Origin of the sequence: Streptomyces sp. NBC_00461 (assembly GCF_036013935.1) — a bacterium.
GTDB lineage: Bacteria > Actinomycetota > Actinomycetes > Streptomycetales > Streptomycetaceae > Streptomyces.
The window spans coordinates 1,432,331-1,448,467 of record NZ_CP107902.1 but is presented as its reverse complement, the minus strand read 5'-3'; the positions used below and the strand labels follow the sequence as shown (position 1 = coordinate 1,448,467).

Sequence of the window (16,137 nt, the reverse complement as noted above, 5' to 3'; positions counted from 1 at the left end):
GCCACCGCCTCACCGCCGGGTTCACGCTATTTTCCCACCCCTTGTGACATTCGGGCGGGTCCCCGGATCAGGCCGGAGTCTCCTCCAGGGACTGCTCGGCCCAGATCACCTTTCCCTCGGGTACGAAACGGGTACCCCAGCGCTGGGTCAGCTGGGAGACCAGCAGCAGTCCCCGGCCGCCCTCGTCCGTGGTGCGCGGATGGCGCAGATGGGGTGCGGTGGCGCCGCCGTCGGAGACCTCGCAGATCAGGGCCCGTTCCCTGATCAGGCGCAGCCGGATGGGGCCCTCGGCGTACCGGATGGCGTTGGTGACCAGCTCGCTGACCACGAGTTCCGTGGTGAAGACCAGTTCCTCCAGGCCCCACTCGGCCAGCTGCCGGGCGGCCTCCTTGCGGGCGTCGGCGACGACGGCGGGATCCGCGGGCAGGTCCCAGTCCGCGACCTGGTCCGCGCCCAGCAGCCTGGTGTGGGCCATCAGCAGGGCCACGTCGTCGTGCGGGCGGGCGGGCACCAGCGCGTCGACCACGGCCCGGCAGCGCAGGTCGAGCGAGGGCTCGACGCGCTCCAGGGCCCGGCGCAGCCGGTCGCGGTCCGCGTCCACGGACCAGTCCTGGTCCTCGCGGGCCAGCAGCCCGTCGGTGTGCAGGGCCAGCGTGCTGCCCGCCGCGAGGGCCAGCTCCACCGCCTCGAAGGGCGGGCCGCCGGCGCCGAGCGGCGGCCCCTGCGGGAGGTCCACGAAGCTGACACTGCCGTCGGGCATGACCACGGCGGGCGCGGGATGGCCCGCGGCGGCCATCGTGCACTGCCCGTCGACGGGGTCGTAGACGACGTACACACAACCCGAACCGGCGACCTGGATGCCGGCGTCCCCCGGCGCGTCCGGCTCGAAGCCCTCCTCGCGGGCCGTCCGCGCCACCAGGTCGTCGAGGTGCGCGAGTACCTCCTCCGGCGGCAGATCGAGCGCCGCGAGGGTGCGTACGGCGGTGCGGAGGCGGCCCATGGCCGCGGCGGCGTCGATGCCGTGGCCCGGGACCTCGCCCACGATCAGGGCGACGCGCGCGCCGGACAGCGGAATGAGGTCGTACCAGTCGCCGCCGAGGCCGGTCAGCTCGTCGGCCGGCCGGTAGCAGGCGGCCACCTCCACCGCGTTCTGCTCGGGCAGCCGGCGCGGCAGCAGGCTGCGCTGCAGCACCAGCGCGGCGTTGCGCTCGCGGGTGTAGCGGCGGGCGTTGTCCACACAGACCGCCGCCCGTGACACGAGGTCCTCGGCCAGGCTCAGGTCGTCCTCGTCGAACGGCTCCTGACGCCTGCGCCGGAAGAAGGTGGTGACGCCCAGGGTGACGCCCCGCGCCAGGATCGGCACGATCATCACGCTGTGCAGCCCCAGCTCCAGGAAGGTCGCCTCCCGGCCGCCGAAACTGTTGGCGGCCCACGCCTTGGCGAGCGGATCGAGGCGCTCCTCACGCCAGGAGCTGCCCGTGGCCAGACAATGGATCGGGGGCGATCCGGGGAGATACGCGGCCACCTCGCCGACCCGCACGGCCGCCTCCGGGGCGCCCGGGTTCACCGACTGGTGCCCGGCGCGCCGCAACGGCACCGGGTCCGTGGCGCTCAGCGGCCCGGCCGCCAGCTCCGCGCCCCGCAGCACGGACTCCAGCAGGTCCACGGAGACGAAGTCGGCGCAGTCCGGCACGGCGACGTCTGCCAGCTCCTGCGCGGTCCGCACGATGTCGAGGGTGCGGCCGATGCGCTCACCGGCCCGGTCGAGCAGGGCCAGCCGCTGCCGGGCGCGATGGCGCTCGGTGATGTCGACGACCGTGTAGTACACGCCCATCGGGTGGCCGTGGTCGTCCTCCAGGCGGGTGAACGACAGCATGTGCGCCGTCTCCCGGTGCGGCGCCGAGCGCACCTGGCCCACCTGCTCGTACCCGAACACCGGCTCGCCGGTCTCCAGCACCCGCCGCATCTGCGCGTCGATGGCCTCGGAGTCCAGGCCCGGCTGGATCTCCGACATCCGCCGCCCCAGCCGCTCACCGGCGGCGCCGCCGCCGAACTGCTCCAGTGCCGCGTTCGACCACACACAGCGCAGATTCGCGTCCACGATCGCTATGCCGACGGGTGATCCCGTGACCATCTGCTCCAGCACCGAGCGGCTCATGTCCCAGCCCCGAGCCCCGGCCATCTCACACAGCAGCACCAGCCAGCGCCGGGCGCCTCCCAGCTCCGAGGCCGGAGTGACCCGCACCATGAGCTTGACCTGCTGCCCGTCCCTGCGGCGCGCGGTCAGCAGCCCCGCCCAGCCGCCGTCCCTGCGGCACCGCTCGGCCAGCTCGGGCAGCCGCGCGGCGTCCTCGTCGTGCAGCAGCCCGGCGACCCCGGTGCCCACCACCTCGGCGGCCGTATACCTCAGCAGCCGCTGGGCGTCCCGCGTCCAGCTGGCCACCACACCCCGTGCGTCGAGCAACAAGGGCACGGCATCGGCCACGTCGAACCGCTGCCGGGCGACGTCCTGCTCCTCGTGAGTGCCCACGGCCGACCTCTCTGTCGCTGAGAGTGGTCTACCACCTCTTGACCCAGTCTTCACCCTTCGGGCACCGGCTGGGGGATCGGTGGGGAGTGGGGGGCCAGGGTCCGGCCGCCCCCACTCCCCACCGGGGTCACGAACCCAGAACCCGCTCCAGTGCTCCCAGCGCCGACCGGAGCTCCTCCCCGGTGATCGTCAGCGGTGGCGCCAGCCGGATCGTGGAGCCGTGGGTGTCCTTGACGAGGACCCCCTCCCGAAGGAGCCGCTCGCCGATCTCGCGCCCGGTGCCGATGGACGGGTCGATGTCGACGCCTGCCCACAGGCCACGCGCGCGGAAGCCGGTGACGCCCTTGCCGGCCAGGGCGGACAGGCCGCCGCGCAGGACCACGCCCAGCTCGGTCGCCCGGCGCTGGTACTCGCCCGTCTCCAGCAGTTCCACGACGGCCGTGCCGACCGCGGCCGCCAGGGGGTTGCCGCCGAACGTCGAGCCGTGCTCGCCCGGGCGCAGCACACCGAGCACGTCCCGGCGGGCGACCACCGCGGAGACCGGGACGATGCCGCCGCCGAGCGCCTTGCCCAGCAGCAGCACGTCGGGGACGACCGACTCGTGCTCGACGGCGAGGGTGCGGCCCGTACGGCCGAGCCCGGACTGGATCTCGTCCGCGATGAACAGGCAGCCCTCGCGGCGGGTCAGCTCCCGCACGCCGGCCAGATAGCCGTCGTCGGGGATGACGACACCCGCCTCGCCCTGAATGGGCTCGATGAGCACGGCGGCCGTCGTCTCGTCGACCGCCGCCTCCAGCGCCGCCAGGTCGTTGTACGGCACGATCCGGAAGCCCGGGGTGAAGGGGCCGAAGCCCGCCCGTGCCGTCTCGTCCGTAGAGAAGCTGACGATCGTCGTCGTTCGGCCGTGGAAGTTCCCCGCGGCGACCACGATCGTCGCCCGGTCGGCGGGGACGCCCTTGACCTCGTACGCCCACTTGCGGGCCACCTTGATGGCGCTCTCCACCGCCTCGGCGCCCGTGTTCATGGGCAGCACCATGTCCAGGCCGGTCAGCTCGGCCAGCCGCTCGGCGAATTCGGCGAGCTTGTCGTTGTGGAAGGCGCGCGAGGTGAGGGTCAGGCGGTCGAGCTGGTGGTGGGCCGCCTCGATCAGGGCCGGGTGGCGGTGACCGAAGTTGAGGGCCGAGTAGCCCGCCAGCATGTCGAGGTAGCGGCGGCCCTCGACGTCCTCGACCCAGGTGCCCTCGGCGCGGGCGACCACCACGGGCAGCGGGTGGTAGTTGTGCGCCAGGACCGGCTCCTCGGCGCGGATCAGGTCGGCGGACGTACGCGTGGTGACGGGAGCGGTCATGAACGGATCTCCTGAGTGCAGCACTTGATGCCCCCGCCCGCCTTGCGGAACTCGGACAGGTCGACGGGGACGGGGACGTAGCCGCGGTCGGTGAGGGCGGAGGTGAGCGCCTCGGCCTGGGGCGCGATGAAGACGTGGCGGCCGTCGGAGACGGAGTTGAGGCCGAAGGCCATCGCGTCCTCGGCGGTGGCGAGCACGGCGTTCGGGTAGAGCCGCGCGAGCACCTCCCGGCTGCCCGGCGAGAACGCCTCCGGGTAGTAGGAGACGTTGTCGTCGTCGAGGACGAACAGCGCCGTGTCCAGGTGGTAGAAGCGCGGGTCCACCAGGGTCAGGCTGATCACCGGGTGGCCGAAGAACTCCTGCACCTCGCGGTGCGCCTCGCGGGTCGTACGGAAGCCCGTGCCGGCCAGGACGTAGCGGCCCGTCCAGACCAGGTCGCCCTCACCCTCGCAGACGGACTCGGGCCGGTGGACGTCGAAGCCGGCGCTCTTGAACCACGTGTCGTAGAACGTGGACTCCGGGCGCCGTTCGGGCGCGTGGAAGAGCGAGCCGAAGACGCGGCCGCCCACGACGACCGCCGAGTTCGCGGCGAAGACCATGTCCGGGAGGCCGGGGGCGGGCTCCACGGCGTCCACGCTGTGGCCGTGGGCCCGGTAGGCGCCGATCAGCGCCTGCCACTGCTGATGGGCCAGATCCACGTCGACCTGGGCGTCGGGTTGCATCCAGGGGTTGATCGCGTACTGCACGGCGAAATGTCTGGGTTCGCAGACGAGGAAGCGCCGCCGACGCGGCACACGGGAGTCGGACACAGAGGGGTTCCTCCGCTTCCTGGGGTGTCGATGAGGGTTGACACCAAGGTAGGAAGTGACCCAGACGCGCGACAAGCAACAAGAATTGCGTGTCCGCGCAGGAATGCTGCGTCTTCGGCCGGTCCGGCGCAGCTGTGCTGCGCATCCGGATGTTTATTCGGGAGCAGGCTGGGTGGCGCCCGCCTCCGGGCTTTCCGGGAGCAGATGGGACAACACCATCACGCTGATCGTTTTCCGGATGAAGGGCTCGACGCGGATCCGCTCCAGCACCTCCTCGAAGTGGTCCACGTCCCGCGCCCGCACGTGCAGCAGCGCGTCCGCGCCGCCGGTCACCGTCATCGCCGCCGTGATCTCCGGATGGTTGCGGACCACCTCCGCGAGCCGTCGAGGCGGGGCCGCGCCCTCGCAGTACACCTCGACGTACGCCTCCGTGCGCCAGCCGAGCGCCGACGGCTCCACCGTGGCCGTGAACCCGGTGATCACGCCCGTCTCGCGCAGCCGGTCCACGCGCCGTTTGACGGCCGTGGAGGACAGCCCGACGGCGGCACCGATCTCGGCGAAGCTCGTCCTGGCGTTGACCATGAGCGCGTTGATGATCTTCCGGTCGGTCTGGTCGAACGGCGCGGGCCTGCTGTTCATGTCGGCACTGTATCCAGCAGGAACGTCCACGCCCGGCACATGTCCTGGCGTGCTGATTCCACCTACACTCCGGGTTCATGCTGCGCGCCCTCGCCGTCGACGACGAACGCCCCTCACTGGAGGAACTGCTCTATCTCCTGAACGCCGATCCCCGCATCGCCGGCGCGGAGGGCGCCGGCGACGCCACCGAGGCGCTGCGCCGCATCAACCGGGCGCTGGAGTCCGGTCCGGGCGGGCCGGAGGCGATCGACGTCGTCTTCCTCGACATCCACATGCCCGGCCTCGACGGCCTCGACCTCGCCCGGCTGCTGACCGGGTTCGCGAAGCCGCCGCTGGTCGTGTTCGTCACCGCCCACGAGGACTTCGCCGTGCAGGCCTTCGACCTCAAGGCCGTCGACTACGTGCTCAAGCCGGTCCGCAGGGAACGCCTCGCGGAGGCGATCCGCCGAGCCGCCGAACTCACCGGCACCACCGCCCCGCGCATCCCCGTGCACGAACCCGACCCCGACCACATACCCGTCGAACTCGGCGGTGTGACCCGCTTCGTCGCCGTCGGCGACATCACGCACGTCGAGGCCAGGGGCGACTACGCCCGCCTGCACACCGACCGGGGCAGCCACCTCGTACGGATCCCGCTGTCCACCCTGGAGGAGCGCTGGCGCTCCCGCGGCTTCGTCCGCATCCACCGCCGCCACCTCGTCGCCCTGCGTCACGTCGGCGAACTCCGCCTGGACGCGGGCACGGTGAGCGTCCTGGTCGGCGGCGAGGAACTCCAGGTCAGCCGCCGCCACACGCGCGAACTGCGGGACCTGCTGATGAGGAGGCCCTGACCGTGCCCAGCCAGGACCCCGCCGAGCGGCGCGTCGTCGTCACCGGCCCGCCCCGCCGCACCCTTCCGCGTGCCGGGCTTCGCTCGCGCGGGCGGTACCCCGCCTCCGGCTACTACCGCCCGCGCACCGAGATCGACGAGCAGACCACCCTCGGCCACACCTACGTCCGCTCCCTGATGCGCAGCCAACTCCGCGCCGCACTGGCCGTGTTCGCCTTCCTCGGCCTGCTGATCGGCCCGCTGCCGCTGGTGTTCGCCGCCATGCCGGACGCCCGCCGCCTGCAATGGCTGGTCCTCGGCTTCTGCCTCTACGTCCCGATGGTCCTGCTCGCCCTGTGGTACGTACGGCGCGCCGAGCGCAACGAACGGGACTTCGTCCGCCTCGTCGAGGACCGATGAACGAGGACCGATGAATTCCAGCTACGCCGTCCCCGCCGTCGCCCTCGTCGTCGTGGCCACGGTCCTCGTCGGCGCGTTCGGCCTGCGCATCTCCCGCACCACCTCCGACTTCTACGTGGCCTCCCGCACCGTCGGGCCCCGCCTCAACGCGGCCGCCATCAGCGGCGAATACCTCTCCGCCGCCTCCTTCCTGGGCATCGCCGGCCTGGTCCTGGTCCAGGGCCCCGACATGCTCTGGTACCCCGTCGGCTACACGGCCGGCTATCTGGTCCTCCTCCTGTTCGTCGCCGCCCCGCTGCGCCGCTCCGGCGCCTACACACTGCCCGACTTCGCCGAGGCCCGCCTCGCCTCCTACGCGGTACGACGGCTGGCCGGGGCGTTCGTCGTCGGTGTCGGCTGGCTGTATCTGCTGCCCCAACTCCAGGGCGCCGGGCTGACGTTGACGGTGCTGACCGGTGCGCCGCAGTCGCTCGGCGGGCTGATCGTGGCCTTCGTCGTGGTCGCGACCGTCGCCGCGGGCGGCATGCGCAGCATCACCTTCGTGCAGGCATTCCAGTACTGGCTCAAGCTGACCGCGCTGCTCGTCCCCGCGCTCTTCCTGGTCCTCGCCTGGCAGGGCGACGGGGCACCAAGGCATGCCTTCGAGGAGCCGGCGACCTTCCGCGAGCAGCGCGTCGTACGCGTCGACGACGGCCTCGACCTCACCCTCGACCGCCCGCTCACCGTGACGGCGAGCGGCACGATCGACGGCCGTTCGCACGACGAGCGGCGGATCCGCCTCCCCGCCGGCACCCACCGCATCGAGGCCGGCACCCGGCTGACCTTCGCCGAGGGCGCCCCCGTCCCGAGGGCCGACCGGGGCACCAACGGCGGCATGTCGACCTCCCTGGAGACGGGCCGCGAGGAACGCCCGCTGTACGCCACCTACGGGCTGATCCTCGCCACCTTCCTCGGCACCATGGGCCTGCCGCACGTCGTCGTCCGCTTCTACACCAGCCCGCACGGCGTCGCCGCCCGCCGCACCACGGTCGCCGTGCTCGGCCTGATCGGCGCCTTCTACCTCCTGCCGCCCCTCTACGGCGCCCTCGGCCGGCTCTACACCCCCGAACTCACCCTCACCGGCGACGCGGACGCCGCCGTCCTGCTGCTGCCCGACCGCATGATCGGCGGCCTCGGCGGCGACCTGCTCGGCGCGCTGGTCGCGGGCGGCGCCTTCGCCGCGTTCCTGTCCACGGCGTCCGGACTGACCCTGGCCGTGGCCGGAGTGCTCACCCAGGACGTCCTCCCGACGCGCGGTGTACGGCACTTCAGGCTCGGGACGGTGCTCTCGATGGCCGTTCCGCTCGCCGCCAGTGCCATCGTGGGCGGGCTGCCGGTCGCCGACGCGGTGGGGCTGGCCTTCGCCGTGTCCGCGTCGTCCTTCTGCCCGCTGCTGGTTCTCGGCATCTGGTGGCGCCGGCTGACCCCGCCGGGCGCGGCCGCCGGGATGCTGATCGGCGGCGGCTCCGCGTTCGTGGCCGTGGCCGTGACCATGGCGGGCCTCCCGGGGACCGGCACGCTGCACGCGCTGCTCGCCTGGCCCGCTCTCTGGTCGGTGCCGCTGGGCTTCCTCACCATGGTGCTGGTGTCCCTGGCCACCCCCGGGCGGGTGCCGAGCGGGACGGAGGCGATTCTGGCGCGCTTCCATCTGCCGGAGGCGCTGCGGGCGGAGGCGAAGGCATGAGCGGATTCCTCGCCGGTCTGTGCGTGGCCGTCCTGCCACTGCTGGCCGCCGGGTTCTGGCTCGGCAGGCGCACGGCCCGCCCCGAGAGCCTCGGGGGCCTCGGCACCCCCGTCGAGCACGCCACCTTCGAGACCCTGCACACCGCCTCCCTCGCCGCGCCGCCGCTGCGGGCGGGCCTGACGGGGGAGACCGCCCGCAAGTCCGCCCGCAGACTGCGCACCCTCCTCGGCACCGACGCGCTGTGCCTGACGGACCGGAAGGAGGTCCTGGTCTGGGACGGCGTGGGCGACCACCACCGCACCGAGATCATGGAACGCCTCGCCGGGCCGCTGGAGACCGGCCGCGGCGAGGCCTTCCGGCTCACCTGCGACACCCCGGACTGCCCGGTGCGCTGGGCGGTCGTCGCCCCGCTCACCGTCGACGACCGCGTGCACGGCGCACTCGTCGCCTGCGCCCGGCGCGAGTCCGCCGTCCTCGTCCGCGCCGCCGGGGAGGTCGCCCGCTGGGTGAGCGTCCAACTCGAACTGGCCGACCTCGACCAGTCCCGCACCCGCCTGATCGAGGCCGAGATCAAGGCGCTTCGGGCCCAGATATCCCCGCACTTCATCTTCAACTCGCTCGCCGTGATCGCCTCGTTCGTGCGTACCGACCCCGAGCGGGCCCGCGAACTCCTTCTGGAATTCGCCGACTTCACCCGCTACTCGTTCCGCAGGCACGGCGACTTCACCACCCTCGCGGACGAACTCCACGCCATCGACCACTACTTGGCGCTCGTGCGGGCACGCTTCGGTGACCGCCTCTCCGTCACCCTGCAGATCGCCCCCGAGGTGCTGCCGGTCGCCCTGCCCTTCCTGTGCCTGCAGCCGCTCGTCGAGAACGCCGTCAAACACGGCCTGGAGGGCAAGTCGGCGCCCGCCGGCAAGAGCCACATCAGCATCACCGCACAGGACGCCGGGGCCGAGGCCCTGGTCGTCATCGAGGACGACGGCGCCGGAATGGATCCCGGCCTGCTGCGCCGCATCCTCGCCGGCGAGATCAGCCCCTCGGGCGGCATCGGGCTGTCCAACGTCGACGACCGGCTGCGCCAGGTCTACGGCGACGACTACGGGCTCGTCATCGAGACCGCCGTCGGCGCGGGCATGAAGATCACCGCCCGGCTGCCGAAGTACCAGCCGGGCGTGCACTCGGCCGGGCGGCTGACCGGGGAGTGAGCGTCACGTACTGCGGGTCGCCACCACCCCGAGGGTGAGCAGGCCCAGCACGACCCAGCCGAACCACAGCCAGCCGTTGGAGCCGAGCGCCACCGTGTAGGCGGTCACGACGACGAGACCGCCGACGGTGACGGCCCCCATCACTTTCGTAGAACTGTCCGCAGAACCGGGCATCGCAACACCCTCCTCAGGATTCGTCCCCCTCCATGGTGCCCCCGTTCTGCTTCCGGACGGTGCAGACGACGAAATGCGTGCCCGACTTCCACGATCCCGCGCTGGTCCAGGAGCCCGCCGTGTAGACCGACGGGTCGAAGCCGTAGTCGCTCGGCGGCACGTCCTTCGCGCACGACGCGTCCGACTCGGTACGGGCTCGGGCGAGCGTGACGCCCTTGCCCAGCCGGGTGAAACCGAGCACCTGCTCGTCGTGCGGGCCGGCGCAGGACGCCAGGCGGGCGTCCCGGTTGGAAGGGATCCGGAGACAGTCGCGCCGCTGCATGTTCGCCGTGTCGGCGAAGGCCGTGCCGACCTTCCGCCGGTCGCCGAGCGGCCCGTACACCGGCCCGTGCGCGCCAAGGACCAGACAGGCGGTGCGCCGTCCCGCGGTGTCGAAACCGGCCTGTGTCGGCACGACGGCGACGCTGCGGACATCGGCCAGCCGTTCCCGGATCTCCTGCGTCCGCTGCTCGCACCGGGCCGGCCCCAGCCTGCGTGCCTCATCCACCGACGCCGCCGCCACGAACGCCATCACCTGCCCGTCGGGAGCCCTGTCCGTACAGGTCGGATCCGGCGCGAGCCGGGGCGTGCCCTGGAAACGCGCCGAGCCCGGCCAGTCCGCGAGCACGCACTCCCCGTCCTTGAGCGGCCGGGCGAGCCCGACGGCCGTGCCGTACGGCGACGACTCGGTCCCGTCGCCGCCGCTCTTCTGGTGCGCCGTGGCGTACCAGACGCCGCCCAGCGCCAGCACCAGGCCGAGACAGGCGGCGATGACGGCCCGCAGGACCCGCGGCAGCTCGCTGCGGCGGTGGGCGGGCGCCGACGACACGACGACGGGCCCGAAGCCGTCCGGCCCGGGGCCGGGCGGAGGAGGGGAAGGGGGCGTCCCGGGTGACATCGTGGCCCAGGGCGGCTGCGAACCGAGGTCGGTCTGCGTACGGGCGTACGCCTCGGCCTGCGACGTGACGATCCGCGACAGCGCCGCCTCCGCCTCCGTCGCGGACGGCCGCCGCCCCGGATCCTTCACCAGCAGCGCCTGCAGTACGGGGCCCAGCGCGCCGGCCCGCACGGTCGGACGCGGCTCCTCCATGACGACCGCGGTGACCTCCGCGAGATGCGACTCGCGCTCGAAGGGGCCCCGGCCCTCGACGCCGTGGTAGAGCGTGCAGCCCAGCGAGAACAGATCGGCGGCCGGGGTCGGCGACCCGCCCGTGGCGCGCTCCGGCGCCAGATAGCCCGACGTCCCCACCAGCACGGACGCCAACGTGTACCGGGTCTCCCCGGCGTCCGGCTGCACCGAGATGCCGTAGTCGGTGAGCAGGATGCGGCCGTACGGCGCCCCGGTGCGGTCCGGCGCGAGCAGGATGTTCGCCGGTTTCACGTCCCGGTGCATGACACCGCGCTCGTGCCCGGCCGTCAGCGCGTCCAGTACGGCGAGCCCGACGCGGGCGCACTCGGCGGGCGCGAGCGGCCCGCGCGTCTCGACCAGCTCCTTCAGGTCGACGGCGCCCGCCACGTACTCCATGACGATCCACGGCAGCCCCTCGTGCTCCAGCACGTCGTGCACCGTCACCACGTGCGGATGGCCGCGCAGCCCCGCCGCGTACCGGGCCTCCGCACGGGCGCGGGCGACCCGGGCCTCCCGCTCGTCCCCGGCGGGCTCCGGATCCCGGAACACGATCTCCTTGAGCGCGACCTCGCAGGCGAGTCTCTGGTCGTGGGCGAGCCACACACGGCCCATGCCGCCGCTGCCGAGCCGGTTCAGCAGCAGATAACGGTCGGCGATGACCCGGCCCACTCCCGACGTCGGTGATCCTGAATGCATCCGGTGACTCCCGGGTTCTGCGGGGCGCTACGTGATGACGATCGAGGCGGGCCCCGAAAGCGCGGGCTCACCCGTGGCGGGGGCGCTGCTCGCCGGCGGCTCGCTGGTGGCCGGAGAGCTCGTGGCCGGGGCGCTCACGGTCTCGGGCGGCCGGGCGCTCGTGGTGACCGGAGCGCTGGGTGGCGGTGCGCTGCTGGTGACCGGATCGCCGGCCGGGGACGACCTGGCCGTCGTCGGCGGCGAACCGGGCGGCTCACTCGACGGGGGCGCCTTGGAGCTGGGCGGTGCGCTCGACGTCGGCGGGGAGGACGAGGGCCCCGCCCCGCTGCTCGACGGGGCGGACGGTGACGACGGTGACGACGGTGACGACGGAGAGGATGGCGAGGACGGTGGCGACGGGGAGGACGGGGAGGCCGGCCGTGCGGTGGACGGCGGCCCGGAGGTCGAAGGCGGCGCCGGGGGAGTGGTCGACCCCTCGGACGTTCCCCCGGACCTCCCCCCGGACGTGCCTCCCGGCGTCCCGCCGGCCACGCTCAGCGTCACGTACTCCCCGAACCCGAGCTCGGTCCCCGTCGGCGGGTCCGATGCCGTCACCCGTGCGTCGTCGGGCGGCCGCTCCTTCTCGTCGTACCCGACCGCCAGCCCCTTGTCGGCCAGCCGTCGGCTCGCGTCCCCGAACGTGGTCCCGGCGAGGTCGGGCACCGCACGCTGCTTGCGTGTGTCGAAGGTCTGGTCGTGTCCGCCCGTCGTGCCGACCGGCCGGTCGATGCCCCGGCCGGGATCGTCGACATCGACCAGGGCGAGCCGCTCCATACTCCGTGGCGCGGGCCGCACGGCCACCACGGAGGAGGGCCGGTATCCCCGCCATTTGCTGTTGCCGTCCTCGAACTTGACCGAAATCCTGTTCGTGTCGTCCGTGAAGGGGCGGAGTGGATTTCCGCACGAGCACTTCACAGCCGGAAGTCCCTGTTCATCGACGAGAACGGCGATTCCCGCCTGGAGCAAGGAGTTGTAGGGGACGGCCTTTCCCTTTTTGTAGTCGTGGTTCTGTACGAGAGTGTCGTGACGCAGGAGAACAGGAGTGAGCCGGTCCAGATATTCCGGGATCCCGGCCGTGGTGATGTCCAGTGCGGTCGCCCAGGCCTGCGCCTTCTGCCGGTTCACGGGGTCCGTGAGGAAGGCCTTGAGCTGCTTGACGTCGCAGATGGTCGGCTTCCTCGTGCCCCCGTACAGGCCTGGTGTGTCCCCTTGCTGCAGACTCCCGTGCACGGCCTCCTGCACGGCCTGCGACCTGACCACCGCGTCATGGCCCAGACCGCCGCTCTCGTCGAAGAAAGGCGCGAGAGAAGGCACCCCCGCGGCCACCGCCTTCACCATGAGCAGTGGCGCACTTCGGTCACAGCCGCTGAGCGCCAGAACGAAAACGAGCAGGACGGCGATCTTACCGATCGCCGATTTCCCGGCTCCTTGCATAAATGCGCGAAGTGTCATTACCGCTCCCCCGTGCGGTTCCCCCGATGCACTTCATGCTACTGAATGCTTCCGAATGGCGAAGCCTTCAACGGCCGCGTGCGTTCAATGAGGCCAAATAGGCGTTGTATGCCTCGAGTTCCTTGTCGCCGTCGCGATCGGCGGCCCGGTCCGAGCGCTTGGCCTGCCGCTGCTCGGATCCGTACCACTGGAACAGCAGCGCGAGCAGCACCAGGACGGAGGGCACCTCGCTGAACGCCCAGGCGATGCCGCCGGCCGCGGTCTGGTCGGAGAGCGCGTCGATGCCGAGCGAGGCGGGCGGGTTCCTGAACGTCTCCACCATCGGCGTCGACGCCATCATCAACGCGATGCCGAAGAACGCGTGGAACGGCATGCCCGCGAACAGCTCCAGCATCCGCATCAGATAACCCGGCCGCTGCGGCCCGGGATCGACCCCGATGATCGGCCAGAAGAACACGACACCCACGGCGAGGAAGTGCACCATCATCGCGATGTGCCCCGTCCTGGAGCCCATCAGGGAGTCGAAGATCGGCGTGAAGTACAGCGCGTACAGGCTCGCGATGAACAGCGGGATGGTGAACGCCGGATGCGTGATGATCCGCATGTACCGGCTGTGCAGCAGCATCAGCAGCAGCTCACGCGGACCCTTGCGGCCCTTCCCGGCGGTCGGCAGCGCACGCAGCGCGAGGGTGACCGGGGCGCCGAGCAGGATCAGGATCGGCGACAGCATGCTGATGATCATGTGCTGCACCATGTGCACACTGAACATGACCATGCCGTAGTCGTTCAGCTTCGTGCACATCACGAGCCCGATGGTCAGCACACCGAGGACGAACGAGACCGTCCGCGCCGGCGACCACTTGTCACCGCGCCGTCGCAGCCGTACGACGCCGTACGCGTACAGCGCGAGCCCCACCAGGCAGGCCACGAGGAAGAACGGGTCCGCCGACCACTGAAGACCCCGCCCCAGCGTGAACGGCGGCAGATCCATGGTCATGCCGTGCCCGCTGTGATCCATCCAACGGCTCCTGATTCGTGGGGGTTGTGCGCTGTCTGTCCGGACCCAGACTAGAACCGCTCCCGGCCGCTGCTGCGACCGGGGGCGGACTCTTCAATTCCGTACAAGATCAGTGGCGTACGAAGCGGCGCACGAGGTGACGCGCCGAGCGACGTGCTAGAGGACGCATTCCGCCTCGTCGTACCGCTCCACCGGCACCGTCTTCAGCGTCTCGACCGCCTCCGCCAGGGACACCATCTCGATGTCCGTGCCGCGCAGTGCGGTCATCTTGCCGAACTCGCCCCGGTGCACGGCCTCCACGGCGTGCCAGCCGAAACGGGTGGCGAGCACCCGGTCGTACGCGGTCGGCGTGCCGCCCCGCTGCACATGCCCCAGGATGACCGGCCGCGCTTCCTTCCCCAGCCGCTCCTCCAGCTCGATGGAGAGCTGGTTGGCGATCCCGGCGAAGCGCTCGTGACCGTAGATGTCCTTGCCGCCCTCGTCGAACGACATGGACCCGGCCTTCGGCTTGGCCCCTTCGGCCGCGACGACGATGGCGAACCGCTTGCCCGCCTCGAACCGCTCGCCGACCTTCCGGGCCAACTCCTCGATGTCGAAGGGCCGTTCCGGTACGACGATGGCGTGGGCGCCGGCCGCCATGCCGGAGTGCAGGGCGATCCAGCCGGTGTGGCGGCCCATGACCTCCACGACCATGACGCGCTGGTGGGACTCGGCGGTGGTCTTCAGCCGGTCCAGGGCCTCGGTCGCGACGCCGACGGCCGTGTCGAAGCCGAACGTGACGTCGGTGACGGCGATGTCGTTGTCGATGGTCTTCGGGACACCGACGATCGGCAGGCCGGCGTCGTACATCAGCCGGGCGGCCTTCAGCGTGCCCTCACCACCGATGGGGATGATCGCGTCGAGACCGAGCTCCTCGACATGTCCCCTGGCCCGCTCCACGCCGTCCCGGAGATGGGAGGGCTGGACCCGGGAGGAGCCGAGGATGGTGCCGCCGCGGGCCAGGATGCCGCCCACCGCGTCGAGGTCGAGCTTGAGGTAGTCGCACTCCAGGAGGCCCTTCCAGCCGTCCCGGAAGCCGATGACCTCGTCACCGTGGTCGGCCACGGCACGGTGCACGACGGACCGGATGACGGCGTTCAGGCCGGGACAGTCGCCGCCGGACGTGAGGACACCAATGCGCATAGCCCGAAAAAACCTTCTCAGCTATTGAACGTGGCACGGGACCGGACCGCGCTGTCCGGCTCGAACCCCGCCACCATAACGGCAGGAGGGGGCGGGGCCGTACCGTGCGTCCGCCTGCTGGACGACCCCGCTCAGCTGTGCGGACGCGCCGTCAGACGGGCTGGTTCCCGCACACCGCGTGCCCGGCCTCAGGCAGGCTGCTGAGCAGCCGAGATGCGCTCGTTGCGCAGCGCCTCGTACCAGCGGTCGTCGGTCGGAGGCAGTGCGTTCACATCGAGTGCCAGCTTCAGCAGCAGGTCCGCGATCAGCGGGTTGCGGGCCAGCACCGGGCCGTGCATGTACGTACCGAAGACCGTGTCGTTGTACGCGCCCTCCGTGCCGTCGCCCGTGCCGTTGCCGTTGCCGAGGCGGACATTGGCGAAGGGGCGGGCCGTCGGACCGAGGTGGGTGACGCCCTGGTGGTTCTCGAAGCCGGTCAGCGGGGGCAGGCCGAGGTGCGGGTTGATGTCGGCGAGCACGTCACCGACGCACCGCTCGCCCTCGCCGCGCACCGAGACCACGTCCAGCAGACCGAGGCCGGGCTCGCGCTGGCCGAGGTCGTTGATGAACTCGTGGCCGAGGATCTGGTAGCCGGCGCACACCGAGAAGAGGATCGCGCCGTTCTCGGCGGCCCGGTGCAGACCGCCGTCCCGGCGCAGCCGCTCGGCCGCGAGCCGCTGCGGACGGTCCTCGCCGCCACCGATGAGGTAGATGTCACCGGAGGTCGGGATCGGCTGGTCGCTGCGCACGTCCAGGCGGGCCACGTCCAGGCCGCGCTGCCGGGCCCGGCGCTCCACGACCAGGACGTTGCCCTGGTCGCCGTACGTGCTGAGCAGGTCGGGGTAGATCCAGACGACCCGCAGGCTGTTGTCGCTCACTTG

The 16,137-nt window shown here is 71.8% G+C and carries 14 protein-coding genes; 4 read left to right on the top strand and 10 right to left on the bottom strand.

From position 1 onward, the window contains the following. Positions 1-67 precede the first annotated feature (67 nt). The 4 genes from OG870_RS07065 to OG870_RS07050 form a co-directional block, all read right to left on the bottom strand. The gene (locus OG870_RS07065; protein ID WP_266677425.1) at positions 68-2,530 is read right to left on the bottom strand and encodes a SpoIIE family protein phosphatase; all 2,463 of its coding nucleotides are present in this window, start codon (positions 2,528-2,530) and stop codon (positions 68-70) included. Positions 2,531-2,657: 127 nt separating this feature from the next. Then, the gene (gene rocD, locus OG870_RS07060; protein ID WP_266677423.1) at positions 2,658-3,878 is read right to left on the bottom strand and encodes an ornithine--oxo-acid transaminase; all 1,221 of its coding nucleotides are present in this window, start codon (positions 3,876-3,878) and stop codon (positions 2,658-2,660) included. Continuing rightward, positions 3,875-4,687 (bottom strand): dimethylargininase, encoded by an 813-nt coding sequence (gene ddaH / locus OG870_RS07055; protein ID WP_266527481.1) that lies wholly within the window; start codon positions 4,685-4,687, stop codon positions 3,875-3,877. Before ddaH ends, rocD begins: the two co-directional genes overlap by 4 nt. A 153-nt stretch (positions 4,688-4,840) precedes the next feature. Continuing rightward, positions 4,841-5,326, bottom strand: coding sequence for an Lrp/AsnC family transcriptional regulator (locus tag OG870_RS07050; protein ID WP_266527478.1), 486 nt, complete (start codon positions 5,324-5,326; stop codon positions 4,841-4,843). Positions 5,327-5,403: 77 nt separating this feature from the next. Between OG870_RS07050 and OG870_RS07045 the strand changes: the two genes are divergently transcribed. Genes OG870_RS07045 through OG870_RS07030 form a run of 4 tightly spaced genes read left to right on the top strand, consistent with a single transcriptional unit; the run spans position 5,404 to position 9,488 of the window. Further along, the gene (locus OG870_RS07045; protein ID WP_266527475.1) at positions 5,404-6,156 is read left to right on the top strand and encodes a LytR/AlgR family response regulator transcription factor; all 753 of its coding nucleotides are present in this window, start codon (positions 5,404-5,406) and stop codon (positions 6,154-6,156) included. 2 nt (positions 6,157-6,158) lie between these two features. Next, positions 6,159-6,554: a hypothetical protein gene (locus OG870_RS07040; protein WP_266527472.1), complete on the top strand. Its 396-nt coding sequence runs from the start codon at positions 6,159-6,161 to the stop codon at positions 6,552-6,554. Positions 6,555-6,564: 10 nt separating this feature from the next. After that, a complete protein-coding gene (locus OG870_RS07035; RefSeq protein WP_327690766.1) occupies positions 6,565-8,277 on the top strand; it encodes a sodium/solute symporter in 1,713 nt (570 codons plus the stop codon). After that, on the top strand, positions 8,274-9,488 hold the full coding sequence (locus OG870_RS07030) for a sensor histidine kinase (RefSeq protein ID WP_266586300.1): 1,215 nt from the start codon (positions 8,274-8,276) through the stop codon (positions 9,486-9,488). Before OG870_RS07035 ends, OG870_RS07030 begins: the two co-directional genes overlap by 4 nt. Positions 9,489-9,491: 3 nt before the next feature. Here OG870_RS07030 and OG870_RS07025 read toward each other — a convergent pair whose 3' ends face one another. The 6 genes from OG870_RS07025 to OG870_RS07000 form a co-directional block, all read right to left on the bottom strand. Then, positions 9,492-9,662, bottom strand: coding sequence for a hypothetical protein (locus OG870_RS07025; RefSeq protein ID WP_266586302.1), 171 nt, complete (start codon positions 9,660-9,662; stop codon positions 9,492-9,494). A 13-nt stretch (positions 9,663-9,675) separates the two neighbouring features. Next, a complete protein-coding gene (locus OG870_RS07020) occupies positions 9,676-11,526 on the bottom strand; it encodes a serine/threonine-protein kinase (RefSeq protein WP_327690765.1) in 1,851 nt (616 codons plus the stop codon). Positions 11,527-11,553: 27 nt separating this feature from the next. After that, positions 11,554-13,017 (bottom strand): DUF6777 domain-containing protein, encoded by a 1,464-nt coding sequence (locus OG870_RS07015; RefSeq protein WP_327690764.1) that lies wholly within the window; start codon positions 13,015-13,017, stop codon positions 11,554-11,556. Between the two features lie 67 nt (positions 13,018-13,084). Then, entirely contained in the window at positions 13,085-14,035 is a 951-nt protein-coding gene (locus tag OG870_RS07010; protein ID WP_266527454.1) for a cytochrome c oxidase assembly protein, read from the bottom strand. Positions 14,036-14,191: 156 nt separating this feature from the next. Continuing rightward, entirely contained in the window at positions 14,192-15,217 is a 1,026-nt protein-coding gene (locus OG870_RS07005) for a 6-phosphofructokinase (RefSeq protein WP_266527451.1), read from the bottom strand. A gap of 188 nt (positions 15,218-15,405) precedes the next feature. Further along, entirely contained in the window at positions 15,406-16,134 is a 729-nt protein-coding gene (locus OG870_RS07000; protein WP_266586308.1) for a type 1 glutamine amidotransferase, read from the bottom strand. Positions 16,135-16,137 lie beyond the last annotated feature (3 nt).